We start from the raw sequence: 12,847 nt of genomic DNA on the forward strand, positions 1-12,847 counted from the left end.
CATCGATGGTCGACAGGTGGATTTACTACATTAGGAATTGAAAATGAATTTCCACAATCAACATCTTAGTACAGATAAATGGTGCCGCTTACGTGACTCGAACACGTGACCCCATCATTACGAATGATGTGCTCTACCGACTGAGCTAAAGCGGCATTTGGCGGCCGAAGCGTGCGGCCTGCGATTTGCATGGCGCTGATACAGGCATTGTCTGAAGATTTCAAGCACCCTGTCATGCCTTTGGCAAAAAAGAGGGGCGGGTGTGGAAGACCCTCAGAGCGAGAGGCGTGCGCGGGCGGCCTTGTATTCGGCCTCCAGCCGGTCGACGAGATTTGCCACCGGCTCCACCGCCTTGACGGCGCCGATGCCCTGGCCGCTGCCCCATATGTCCTTCCAGGCCTTGGCGCCGCCGGTCGCCTGCTCGAAATCCATCTTCGAGGGGTCGGCGACGGGCAGGTTGTCGGGGTCCATGCCGGCGGCGATGATCGAGGGCTTGAGATAGTTGCCGTGCACGCCGGTGAAATAGTTGGAGTAGACGATGTCGTTGGCTGCGCCGTCGACGATCGCCTGCTTATAGGCGGGTGCGGCGCGCGCCTCTTGCGTTGCGATGAAGGGCGAGCCGATATAGGCCATGTCGGCGCCCATCGCTTCGGCGGCCAGAACGGCGCCGCCGGTCGCGATCGCGCCGGCAAGCAGCAGCGGCCCGTCGAACCATTCGCGGATTTCCTGGACGAGCGCGAAGGGCGACAGCGTGCCGGCATGGCCGCCGGCGCCTGTTGCCACCGCAATCAGCCCATCCGCGCCCTTGCGGATCGCCGAATGGGCGTGGCGGTTGTTGATAATGTCGTGCAGCACGATGCCGCCATAGGAATGCACCGCGGCATTGACCTCGGGCACGGCGCCGAGCGAGGAGATGACGATCGGCACCTTGTATTTGACGCAGAGCGACAGATCGTGCTCCAGCCGCTTGTTCGACATGTGGACGATCTGGTTGACGGCAAAGGGTGCGGCCGGCCGTTCCGGATGGGCGGCGTCGTGGCGGGCGAGTTCCTCGGTGATCTCGGCCAGCCACTCGTCGAGCTGGCTTTCCGGCCGGGCGTTCAGCGCCGGGAAGGCGCCGATGACGCCCGCCTTGCATTGCGCCAGGGTCAGCGCCGGATGCGAGATGATGAAGAGCGGCGAGCCGATCACCGGCAGTCTGAGTTTGTCCTTGAGGATCGGGGGCAGGGCCATGGTTTACCGCTCGCATTGACGTTTACGAAAACGTCAATCTCATAACAGAGAAGAAAAGCCGATAAAAGAGCGGCCGCCACGCCTTCGTCGATTTCACGCGGATATATCAGGCGCGAATGAAGAGGGTAGGGCCTGGGAGCCGCGAAAGCTGGCGATTATCGCCGCCGATCAGCGGCGGGCGCGGCTGCAAGGCTTGCGGTTTGCCGCGCTTGCCGCTACCGAATTTTGATGGAGAACGGCGGGGACGGCAGTCCGATGCCGGGTTCGAAGTGAAGGACTTGACGTGAGCGGATTAGAAACGGCCATCAGAACAGCGCTCGAAAATGCCGATCGCGACAATCCGGAGATTCGAGCGAGGATCTACCAGTCGGCCCGCCAGGCGCTGGAAGCCGGCCTGCGCAAGCAGGATATCACCGATGCCGATGCCGTCGCCCATCACCGCCATCGTCTGGAAACCACCATCCACGCCATCGAAAGCGAGGAGCGCGACCGGCTTCACCCGCGCCAGAGACCGCCGGAAGTGCCAGTGCCGCCCGTCGTCGACATGCCGCCGCCGGTTCACCGCGGGGATGTGGCCGATATCGACAGCCTGATCGACAGCCCGGTTGCCGCGGGCGAAACCCGTGCTCCCGAAGTGATCATGCACCGCAGCGACGAGTCGAGGCTCGACGACGTGCATGCAAGCAATGCCGATCATCTCTCCGCCGCCCCGATCGGCGACGAGCGGCTCGCGCGCGGCCAGCGCGCCTCCAACATGGATTTCCGCCCGGAGCGGGCGGCCGGCCGCCGCAAGCCGCGCAAGTTCTTTTCGAGGCTTCTCGTCTGGTGTGTGCTGCTCGCCTTCATCGGCATCGGCGCCTGGTGGGCCTATACGTCGGGGTTGCTCTTGACGGCGGCCGAGCGCGACACCAGCGTCGCCAATCCGCCGGCCAGCACCCAGCCGGAGGATTTCACCGGCAACGACGACAGCGCCGATAGTGCGGCTACCCACACCGATCAGCCGGTGACCATCGATCCGCAGAACAGCTTTTCGGCCGATTGGATCCCGGTATTCAAGCCGGACGAAGCCGACAAGATCAAAAGCGGCCCGCGGGCGCGCACCGAAAACATCACCGAGAATGACGGCCCCGCCGTGCGCCTGATTTCCGAAAGCGGTGCGGCTGACGGCAATATTTCGGTTAGTGTTCCCGCCTCGGTGCTGCAGCAGCTTGCCGGCAAATCCTCGACCATCGCCTTGACGCTGCAATCGACAACCGACGAGCCGACCCAGGTGACGGTCGAATGCAATTTCCAGTCGCTCGGCAATTGCGCCCGCCATCGCTTCAGCGTCACCCGCGAAAAATCGGATGCGCTGCTGCAGGTGAAGTTCGACCGTTCGCTGGCGCCGAATTCGCCCGGTACGCTTGTCATCAACAGCGATCTCGACGGCAAGGCGCGCGGCATCAACCTGTTCGCGATTCGCATCCTGCCGGGGCAGTGACGCGGCTTTTCGCCGTCCGACGACCTATTTCAGGAAGCCGGGGCCCGAGCCGATGATCTCCTTATCGATCTCGCCGAGCGCCGCTTTGTCCTTGCCGTCATAGTCCATCCTGTTGAGCATGTGACGAATGAGCTGCAGACGCGCGCGCCGCTTGTCGTTGGCGCGAATGACCGTCCATGGCGCGAAATCGCTATGGGTTTCCCTCAGCATGCGGTCGCGTTTTTCGCTGTAATCGCCCCATTTCGTAAGCGCCGCGACATCCATCGATGAAAGCTTCCAGACTTTCAGCGGATCGTGCCTGCGATCATGGAAACGCTTGAGCTGCATCTCCCGGCCGATATCGAGGTAGAATTTGAAGAGGAAGATGCCCTCATGGGCGATGATCTTTTCGAGCTGCGGCGCCTGGTTGAGGAAGCCTTCATATTGCTGCGGCGTGCAGAACCCCATGACCGGTTCGACGCCGGCGCGATTGTACCAGGAGCGGTCGAACAGCACGAATTCGCCTGCGGTCGGGAACTGCGCGACATATCGCTGGAAATACCATTGCCCCTGCTCGCGCTCGGTCGGCTTGGCGAGCGCGACGACGCGCGCAAGGCGCGGGTTCATATGCGCCGAGGAGGCCGAAATCGCGCCGCCCTTGCCGGCCGCGTCGCGCCCCTCGAACAGCGCCATCACCCGCTTGCCCGCCGACTGCAGCCAGAACTGCACCTTGACGAGTTCCACCTGCAGCTTTGTGAGCTGCTCCAGATAGTCCTCCTCATTGAGTTTCTTCTTGTAGGGAAAGCCGCCGGACTCCAGCGCATTTTCCTCCACCCAGTCCGGCAGGACCGGATCATCGACGTCGAAGATGCGTTTCTTGCCGCGGATATCGAGCTCCACCGCCCTGCTTTCGACAGCCTCGCCCATATGCTCCTCCTGCGCTGGTGGTCCTCTTGCCGCAGGCGAACATATTTGCCGTTGAAAATCAAATCTTTCGCTTTTGGCCGGTGATTTTTCTTGAAGCTGTGCTGCAGTCTTTCGCTTGAGCGGCGCCAGCCGAAAACTTCTGTCATGAATTACCGCTATCAGGCAGAGTTCAATATAAAGAAAAACGAATCGACGCCGCGAGGCCCAGTTGCAAGACGAAACCCCCTGGAGAAAAAGCCTGCTGGCGCGCATCCGGCGTGAACGGCCGGTACTGCTTGCGGCCATCCTCAGCGCGCTAGCCGCCCTTGCCGCCGGGATGAACAAGTGGGTCGTGCTCGTTCTCCTGCTCGTCATGATCTTGACCGCGCTGTTCAATGAGGCGCCCGTCCTCAAGGCGGAACCCGTCGAGCCGGTGGAGGCGGAGCCGCAAGCGCCGCCAAGCCGCCTGCCTGACATTTCCGCCACACTTGCCGGGCTCGATATCCCCGCCATGGTGCTGTCGGACGATGCCTCGGTGCTGTTCCAGAACCGCGCCGCCGAAAAGGCCTTCGGGGAGGTGGCGCTCGGCGCCCATATATCGGCCCGGCTGCGCTCGCCCGGCGTGCTCGACATGGTGCGCGAAACCATCGCCACCAACGCGCCGAACCAGATCGAGCATGCCGAGCGGCTGCCGTCCGAACGCGTCTATATCGTCCGCAGCGCGCCTGTCGAATTCCAGGCGGACGGAGAGCCGGAGCGGTTTTTCATCCTGTCCTTCCGCGATATATCCGAGGTCCGCCGCATCGACCGCATGCGGTCGGATTTCGTCGCCAATGCCAGCCATGAGCTGCGCACGCCGCTTGCCTCGCTGCGCGGCTTCATCGAGACCATCCAGGGGCCGGCGAAGAACGACCAGAAAGCGCAGGCGCAGTTTCTGGGCATCATGCTCGATCAAGCGACGCGCATGAGCAGGCTGGTCGATGACCTGCTGTCGCTCTCCCGCCTGGAGTTGAAATCGCACATCGCGCCGGACGAGAAGGTTGACCTTGTGCCGCTGCTCGGCCATGTCCGCGACTCGCTGGTGCCACTCGCCAGGGATGTCGGCGTCGACATCAACCTGCATCTGCCGGACGGAAAAGTGGAGGTGCTGGGGGATCGCGACGAGCTTGTCCAGGTGTTCGAGAACCTGATCGAGAATGCCTGCAAATATGGCCAGGAAGGCAAGACCGTCGACGTCTGGCTGAAGAACGGCGCCGGAGCGCCCGTGGAAGTTAGCATCGTCGACAAGGGGCCGGGCATCCCGGCCGAGCACGTGCCGCGTCTGACGGAACGCTTCTATCGCGTCAGCATCGAGGACAGCCGCTCGAAGAAAGGCACCGGCCTCGGCCTGGCCATCGTCAAACATATCCTGACCCGCCACCGCGCCCGGCTGATCGTCAAGTCCGAAGTCGGCAAGGGCACCGATTTTACGGTGCGCTTCTGAGGCGGAGCGATTTCGATGAGAGGCGCCAAGCCAAAAACCACCGCCCGAGCACGATCACTGCGCCAATCGGACAACGACGCAGAAGGTAAATTGTGGCACGAGCTGCGCGACCGCCGGCTCAACGGACACAAGTTTGTCCGGCAATTACCGATCGGCCCCTATTTTGCAGATTTCGCCTGTCGTGAACTGCGGCTCGTCATTGAGATCGACGGCAGCCAACATGCGGACAATCGGCGGGATGGAATTCGCGATACTTTCATGACCAACAATGGCTGGTCGGTGGTCCGTTTCTGGAATGTAGACGTGCTGAGCGCGCTGCCCTCCGTGCTGGAGACGATCGTTGCAATCTGCGACGGGCGGCTGGCGGCACGCGTCGAGGCAACGGATCTGCGGTTCTTTCCGGCTGTGGGCAATTAGCGATGGCGTGCCGTGCGATTTGCCCCTCACCCTAACCCTCTCCCCGTAATGACGGGGCGAGGGGACATGCCCTATGAGAGGCCTGCGAGGAACTGAGAGGTCGCGGCACGCCCCCTTCGTCCCGCGTGCGGGGAGAAGGTGCCGGCAGGCGGATGAGGGGCAAATCCCACGGGCGGACCTGAATGAAAGAACGCAGGCGGGAAAGGCCAGGAGGCATCCAGCAACCGAAGGGCCGTGCGCGATCAATTTTACAATGCCAGGTCGAGAGCCGATCCAAACTTTGCCATCAGCCGACATGTTCAGGCGGATTCAATAAAATTTATGATTAAAAAACAATCATATAAGCTGTCACAAATGTTTCACCGATTTGACATAAAAGGACGGTGCTTACAGCGTTAAGAGAGTCCCGCCGATGAAAAAAGGCATGCGAGGGCCTCTCTATAGGCCGCACTCACACAAGCCCAATGCGGGAGATTTCTAATGAACACCTTCAAGCTCACCGTTGCCGCGCTCGCTGCAACTGCTGCTTTCGCTGGCGCAGCCGTCGCTCGCGACCAGATCCAGATCGCTGGTTCGTCCACCGTCCTGCCTTACGCCAAGATCGTTGCCGAGTCCTTCGGCGAGACCTTCACCAACTTCAAGACCCCGGTCGTCGAATCCGGCGGCACGGGCGCTGGTCTGAAGGAATTCTGCAAGGGCGTGGGTGAAGACACCATCGACATCGCCAATGCTTCGCGTCCGATCAACAAGAACGAGGCCGAAGCCTGCAAGGCCGCCGGCGTGACCGACATCCAGGAAGTCAAGATCGGTTATGACGGCATCGTCTTCGCAACCGACTCGTCCAACCCCGATGTCGCTTACGTTCCGGCCGACATCTACAAGGCCCTCGCTGCTCAGGTCGTGGTCGACGGCAAGCTCGTTGCCAACCCCTACAAGAAGTGGTCGGACGTCAACCCGAAGCTTCCGGCTGTTGATATCGCTGCTTACATCCCGGGCGAAAAGCACGGCACGCGCGAAGTCTTCGAACAGAACGTTCTTGCCGCCGGCTGCAAGGCTTCGGGCGCTCTCGACGTCATCGCCAAGGAAATCTCCGACAAGGCTGCCCAGGGCAAGGCTTGCGTCGCAGTTCGCAAGGACGGCGCTGCAGTCGACATCGACGGCGACTATCCGGAAACCCTCGCACGCATCGCCGCCAACAAGACCGGCGTCGGCGTATTCGGCCTTTCCTTCTATGAAAACAACGCCGACAAGCTCAAGGTCGCCAGCGTCAACGGTATCGTTCCGTCGACCGAAACCATTGCCAACGGCACCTATCCGGTTTCCCGTCCGCTGTTCTTCTATGTCAAGAAGGCACATCTCGGCGCCGTTCCGGGCCTGAAGGAATATGTCAACTTCTTCGTATCCGACCAGATGATCGGCCCCGACGGCCCGCTGGCTGAATACGGCCTCGTTGCCGCTCCCGATGCCGAGCGTGACGCGATCCGCAAGGACGTCGAAGCCGGTAAATCAATGTAATGACTTTGCCGGCGCGGAGCTTTAAAGCCCGCGCCGGCATCGTTTATGTCCCTGCGTGCCGGTCTTTCCGCTGCAGGGTTGAATTCCTTCTCCATGATTGGAAGCCGAAGGCAGGCTGATGAAGCCGCCGCGCTTTTTGGGGGCCACGGGCCTGGGGACGTAACGAATGAGCACATCCGTCATACTTCTGTGCCTTGTGGTGATCGGCGCCGCCGCCTATCTGGTCGCGCGCGGCCGTGCCGCAGCCCTTGCTGGAGGCAGGTCCTCCGCACTGCATTCCCGGCCGGCCTACTACGGCGCCTATGCCGCGATCTGGGCGGTTCTTCCCGCCCTCATCGTCCTCTGCGTCTGGCTCTCCGTCAGTCCCGGCATCATCCAGTCCTCGGTTCGCAGCACTTTCCCTGCCGACGTCAAGGCTCAGGCCGCAGTCGAACAGGATCTGAGCTATTCGATGGTGGCGACGGTCGCGCGCGGCCTGACGATGTTGACATCGGACGAAGCTGCCGCGGTGGCAAACGATCCGGCTGCCCTGCAGGCCAAGCTCAGCGAGAAGGGCGTGCCGCTCGCCGGCCAGCCGCAGCCTTACATGGTCGAGGCCGCCAAGAGGCTCAATTCCATGAGCATGACGAGCCGCCTCGCCATGACCGCGATCGTCTTCATTCTCGCCGTTGCCGGCGCCTTTTATGCGCTGCGCGCCATCGCTCCGCGCTTCCGCGCCCGCAACCGCGTCGAGCGCGTCATGCTCTGGGGCCTGCTGCTTGCCTCTTCAATCGCCATCCTGACGACGATCGGCATCGTGCTCTCCATGCTGTCGGAAGCCGCCCGCTTCTTTGCCGCCGTTCCCGCCGGCGACTTCTTCTTTGGCACCGTCTGGGATCCGCGTTTTGCCGGCGCCGGCAGCTCGTCCTTCGGCCAGTTCGGCCTGATCCCGCTCCTGCTCGGCACGCTTTATATCGGCCTTGTGGCAATGCTGGTCGCCGTTCCGGTCGGCCTCTTCGCCGCCATCTATATGGCCGAATACGCTTCGCTGAAGCTGCGCGGCATCTCCAAGCCGCTGCTCGAAGTGCTCGCTGGCATTCCGACGATCGTTTACGGCTTCTTCGCGCTCGTCACCGTCGGCCCCTTCCTGCGCGATTTCTCGGCGCAGATCAGCGGCCTGCTCTCCGGCAACTACACCAACTTCATCCAGGCGCAGAGCGTTCTGACCGCCGGTATCGTCATGGGCATCATGCTGATCCCCTACGTTTCCTCGCTGTCGGACGACATCATCACCGCCGTGCCGCGGGCGCTGCGCGACGGTTCGCTCGGTCTCGGGGCCACACGCTCCGAAACCATCAAGAAGGTGGTCCTGCCGGCAGCGCTTCCCGGCATCGTCGGCGCGCTGCTGATGACCGCCTCGCGTGCCATCGGCGAAACCATGATCGTCGTGCTGGCCGCCGGTGTTGCCGCGCGCATTCAGATCAACCCTTTCGAGCCGATGACCACGGTGACCGTCAAGATCGTCAACCAGCTGACGGGCGACCTTGAGTTCACCTCGCCGCAGACGCTGGTCGCCTTCGCCCTTGGCATCACGCTGTTCTGCATCACGCTTTGCCTCAACATCTATGCGCTCTACATCGTGCGCAAATATCGGGAGCAGTACGAATGACGAATATTGTTTCTCCCGCCGTCGGTGTTACCGTTTCCAAGGCGCCTGCCCGCCGTGATATCGGCATCAAGCGCCGCTATGCCGCCGAGCGCCGGTTCCAGGCCTACGGCATTGCCGCCATCGCCTTCGGCCTGATCTTCCTCTTCGTCCTGCTGTGGACGGTGATCGGCAAGGGCTACACCGCCTTCCAGCAGACGACGATCACCTTGCCGATCGAATTCGCCGAAAAGACGATCGATCCGAACGGCAAGCGGGCGACCGATCCTTCGGTGCTGATCGCCGCCAACTATCCGGTTCTGCTGCGCGACGCGATCGTCAAGCAGTTGAACATCAATGCATCAAGCCGTCCGGATGTGCGCGATGCAACCGCTATGCTCTCCAAGAGCGCGCCGATCCAGCTGCGCGACATGGTCGTCGCCGACCCGTCGATCATCGGCAAGACGGTCAATGTCTCGGTACTCGCCGACGCCAATGTCGACAGCGCCAACAAGGGCCAGATCGATCTGACGGTCGATGAGAAGAACCGCAAGGTCAACGACAAGCAGGTCAACTGGATGAACGAGCTGAAGGCGAGCGGCGCTCTGACCAAGCAGTTCAACAGCGGCCTCTTCGTCAACGGCAATTCCAGCCGTCCGGAGGCCGCAGGCCTCGGCGTCGCCCTCATCGGTTCGCTTTACCTGATGCTGATCGTGCTGGTTCTGTCTCTGCCGATCGGCGTCGCCGCCTCGATCTATCTCGAGGAGTTTGCGCCGAAGAACAGGCTGACGGACCTGATCGAGGTCAACATCAACAACCTCGCCGCCGTCCCGTCGATCGTCTACGGTCTGCTCGGCCTTTCCGTCTTCATCAACTTCATCGGCCTGCCGCGCTCGGCCTCTCTGGTCGGCGGCCTGGTGCTGACGCTGATGACCCTGCCGACGATCATTATCGCCACCCGCGCGGCTCTGCGCGCCGTGCCGCCTTCGATCCGCGCCGCAGCGCTCGGCCTCGGCGCCTCGAAGATGCAGATGGTGTTCCACCATGTCCTGCCGCTTGCCATGCCCGGCATCCTCACCGGCACGATCATCGGCCTGGCGCACGCGCTCGGCGAAACCGCGCCGCTGCTCCTGATCGGCATGGTCGCCTTCGTCGCCAATGCGCCTGCGACACCGCTCGAGCCCTCGACGGCCTTGCCCGTGCAGGTCTATATGTGGGCGAACGAGGCCGAACGTGCCTTCGTGGAGCGTACTTCGGGTGCCATCATCGTCCTGCTCCTGTTCCTGGTTGTCATGAACATGGGCGCCATCCTCTTGCGTCGTCGCTTCGAGCGCCGCTGGTAAACGGAGTTAAACATCATGAACATGCTGACGGAAGCTGCAGTTGAAAAGGCGCTGGATCAGAAGATGAGCAACGTCCCGTATAAAATGATCGGACAGGATGTCTCCGTATATTACGGCGAGAAGCGCGCGCTTTTCGACGTGAACCTGAACATCCGCGAAAACACCGTAACCGCCCTGATCGGCCCCTCGGGCTGCGGTAAGTCGACCTTCCTGCGAAGCCTCAACCGCATGAACGACACGATCGAGGGGTGCCGCGTTACCGGCAAGATCACGCTCGACAGCGACGATATCTATGATCCGGATATCGACGTCGTCGAACTTCGCGCCCGCGTCGGCATGGTTTTCCAGAAGCCGAACCCGTTCCCGAAGTCGATCTACGAAAACGTTTCCTACGGCCCCCGCATCCACGGGCTCGCAAAGTCGAAGGCCGATCTCGACCAGATCGTCGAGAGCAGCCTGCAGCGCGCCGGCCTCTGGAACGAGGTCAAGGACCGCGTGCATGAATCCGGCACCGGCCTCTCCGGCGGTCAGCAGCAGCGCCTGTGCATTGCCCGCGCCGTTGCCGTCAGCCCGGAAGTCATCCTGATGGACGAGCCCTGCTCGGCGCTCGACCCGATCGCCACCGCCAAGGTCGAGGAGCTGATCCACGAGCTGCGCGAAAACTACACGATCGTCATCGTCACCCACTCGATGCAGCAGGCCGCGCGCGTCTCGCAGCGTACCGCCATGTTCCATCTCGGCAACCTCGTCGAGGAGAACGACACCGACAAGATGTTCACCAACCCCGACGATCCGCGCACCCAGGACTACATCATGGGTCGCTTCGGCTGATTGCGGCGACACGAAGCTTTCCGTTATTCGAGGACAAAGCCCCATGGCATCGACACATATCTATTCCGCCTATGATGATGATCTGAAGTTCCTCTCCAGGCGGATTTCCGAAATGGGCGGTCTGGCCGAACAGATGGTCGCCGAATCCGTCCGGGCGCTGGTCAACGGCGACACGGCGCTGGCGCAGAAGGTCATTTCCGACGATGTGATCCTCGATCACACCGAGCGCGAGATCGGTGACAAGGCGATCGTCACCATCGCCCGCCGTCAGCCGATGGCCGCGGACCTGCGCGAAATCATGGGTTCGATCCGCATCGCCGCCGATCTTGAACGCGTCGGCGACCTCGGCAAGAACACTGCCAAGCGCGTCATCGCCGTGCAGAGCACCGGCGTGCCCCGCAAGCTCGCCCGCGGTCTCGAGCACCTCTCCGAGCTGGCGCTCGTCCAGCTCAAGGAAGTGCTCGACGTCTATACGACACGCGCCGCCGACAAGGCGACCGCCATCCGCGAGCGCGACAACGAGATCGACGCGATGTACACCTCGCTATTCCGCGAGCTCTTGACCTACATGATGGAAGATCCGCGCAACATCACGAGCTGCACGCATCTGCTCTTCTGCGCCAAGAACATCGAGCGCATCGGCGATCACGCCACCAACATCGCCGAGACGATCTACTACATGGCGACGGGCGCCCAGCCGGAAGGCGATCGTCCGAAGGACGACAGCGCCAACACCGTCGGCGCCGCGACGGAATAATCGTTCCGAACGAGCCGCCCGGGCCGGCCGCCCGGACCAGCCACTTGCGTGCGCGCCCGTTCGGGGCGCGCAAAGAGGTCGCAGCCAATTTTTGGAATTTGCGCAGGACGCCTGCTTAAATCGTCCCGGTTTAAGGCTTGTGCGCGAGGAGACGGACACGCATGATCCCGAGAGTCGCAGTTGTTGAAGACGAGGAAGCCCTCAGCGTGCTTCTTCGCTATAATCTCGAAGCGGAAGGTTTTGAGGTCGATACCATCCTGCGCGGCGACGAGGCCGAAATCAGGCTTCAGGAGCGCACGCCCGACCTTCTCATCCTCGACTGGATGCTGCCCGGCGTCTCCGGCATCGAACTCTGCCGGCGCCTGCGCATGCGGCCGGAGACCGAGCGGCTGCCGATCATCATGCTGACGGCGCGCGGCGAGGAGAGCGAGCGGGTGCGTGGACTGTCCACCGGCGCCGACGATTATGTCGTTAAGCCGTTCTCGACCCCGGAACTCGTCGCCCGCGTCAAGGCGATGCTGCGCCGCGCCCGTCCCGAGGTGCTGTCGACGGTGCTGAAATGCGGCGATATCGAGCTCGACCGGGAAACCCATCGCGTCCACCGCAAGAGCCGCGAAGTCCGCCTCGGCCCGACCGAATTCCGCCTGTTAGAATTCCTGATGTCGTCGCCGGGCCGGGTCTTTTCCCGCTCGCAGCTTCTGGACGGCGTCTGGGGCCACGACATCTATGTCGACGAACGCACCGTTGACGTCCATGTCGGCCGCCTGCGCAAGGCGCTGAACTTCTCCAACATGCAGGACGTCATCCGCACCGTCCGCGGCGCCGGTTATTCGATGGAAGCTTGAGGCTGAAGGAGTGTGTGGTGGGCGTTCCCGCCAAACACACGGCAGTACGGCCTGTGAGGCCTCGCGTTGCCGTCGTCCATCGCCGCCGCTTCGTCTCCGTTGCGAGCCAGCCTCATTGCGCCGGCAAGGCTTATGCGTCTCGGCACCACCTCTCCTCCGTCATCCCAGGGCTTGACCCTGAAGAGCTGATGGCATCCAACTGCAGGGAAACAATTGAAGCCGATTGCTTGGCTGTGGATCCCAGGGTCAAGCCAGGTCAAGCCCTGGGATGACGGAGTGTGGGGTCGGCTTTGCTGCCAAACACAAAGGTCGCTTCCCGACTCTAGAGCATGCTGTTTTCATACGGAAGCATAGCCTGAGTTTGTGAGATAGTTGGCGCATTCGGCCGGCGAGAATGCGTCGAGCAATTCACCGGCCTTGCGCCATGTTGCTTC

The 12,847-nt window shown here is 62.2% G+C and carries 11 protein-coding genes and 1 tRNA gene; 9 read left to right on the forward strand and 3 right to left on the reverse strand.

Going from position 1 to position 12,847, the window contains the following annotated elements; all coding sequences use genetic code 11:
* Positions 1-79 precede the first annotated feature (79 nt).
* Both QWJ46_RS12465 and QWJ46_RS12470 read right to left on the reverse strand, forming a co-directional pair.
* A tRNA-Thr gene (locus tag QWJ46_RS12465) sits at positions 80-155 on the reverse strand.
* Between the two features lie 118 nt (positions 156-273).
* The gene (locus tag QWJ46_RS12470; protein WP_302751390.1) at positions 274-1,233 is read right to left on the reverse strand and encodes a nitronate monooxygenase family protein; all 960 of its coding nucleotides are present in this window, start codon (positions 1,231-1,233) and stop codon (positions 274-276) included.
* A gap of 283 nt (positions 1,234-1,516) precedes the next feature.
* Here QWJ46_RS12470 and QWJ46_RS12475 point away from each other — a divergent pair, with 283 nt between their 5' ends.
* A complete protein-coding gene (locus tag QWJ46_RS12475; protein ID WP_302751391.1) occupies positions 1,517-2,713 on the forward strand; it encodes a regulator in 1,197 nt (398 codons plus the stop codon).
* Between the two features lie 24 nt (positions 2,714-2,737).
* Here QWJ46_RS12475 and ppk2 read toward each other — a convergent pair whose 3' ends face one another.
* Complete coding sequence (gene ppk2, locus QWJ46_RS12480; RefSeq protein ID WP_302751392.1) at positions 2,738-3,619, reverse strand: polyphosphate kinase 2; 882 nt, start codon at positions 3,617-3,619, stop codon at positions 2,738-2,740.
* Between the two features lie 241 nt (positions 3,620-3,860).
* Between ppk2 and phoR the strand changes: the two genes are divergently transcribed.
* The 8 genes from phoR to phoB all read left to right on the forward strand — a co-directional run bounded on the left by phoR (position 3,861) and on the right by phoB (position 12,413).
* A complete protein-coding gene (gene phoR / locus QWJ46_RS12485; protein ID WP_184459399.1) occupies positions 3,861-5,081 on the forward strand; it encodes a phosphate regulon sensor histidine kinase PhoR in 1,221 nt (406 codons plus the stop codon).
* 15 nt (positions 5,082-5,096) lie between these two features.
* Positions 5,097-5,498: an endonuclease domain-containing protein gene (locus QWJ46_RS12490; RefSeq protein WP_302751393.1), complete on the forward strand. Its 402-nt coding sequence runs from the start codon at positions 5,097-5,099 to the stop codon at positions 5,496-5,498.
* Positions 5,499-5,978: 480 nt separating this feature from the next.
* Positions 5,979-7,013, forward strand: a complete 1,035-nt coding sequence (locus QWJ46_RS12495; RefSeq protein WP_302751394.1) for a substrate-binding domain-containing protein — start codon at positions 5,979-5,981, stop codon at positions 7,011-7,013.
* 166 nt (positions 7,014-7,179) lie between these two features.
* Positions 7,180-8,661: a phosphate ABC transporter permease subunit PstC gene (gene pstC / locus QWJ46_RS12500; RefSeq protein WP_302751395.1), complete on the forward strand. Its 1,482-nt coding sequence runs from the start codon at positions 7,180-7,182 to the stop codon at positions 8,659-8,661.
* Positions 8,658-9,980, forward strand: a complete 1,323-nt coding sequence (gene pstA / locus QWJ46_RS12505; RefSeq protein WP_302751396.1) for a phosphate ABC transporter permease PstA — start codon at positions 8,658-8,660, stop codon at positions 9,978-9,980. Before pstC ends, pstA begins: the two co-directional genes overlap by 4 nt.
* Before the next feature lie 15 nt (positions 9,981-9,995).
* The gene (gene pstB / locus QWJ46_RS12510) at positions 9,996-10,811 is read left to right on the forward strand and encodes a phosphate ABC transporter ATP-binding protein PstB (RefSeq protein WP_085776826.1); all 816 of its coding nucleotides are present in this window, start codon (positions 9,996-9,998) and stop codon (positions 10,809-10,811) included.
* Positions 10,812-10,854: 43 nt separating this feature from the next.
* Entirely contained in the window at positions 10,855-11,568 is a 714-nt protein-coding gene (gene phoU / locus QWJ46_RS12515) for a phosphate signaling complex protein PhoU (protein WP_004672769.1), read from the forward strand.
* Positions 11,569-11,729: 161 nt separating this feature from the next.
* Complete coding sequence (gene phoB / locus QWJ46_RS12520) at positions 11,730-12,413, forward strand: phosphate regulon transcriptional regulator PhoB (protein WP_003570612.1); 684 nt, start codon at positions 11,730-11,732, stop codon at positions 12,411-12,413.
* Positions 12,414-12,847 lie beyond the last annotated feature (434 nt).

Source organism: Rhizobium sp. CBN3 (assembly GCF_030518245.1).
Lineage (GTDB): Bacteria > Pseudomonadota > Alphaproteobacteria > Rhizobiales > Rhizobiaceae > Rhizobium > Rhizobium aethiopicum_A.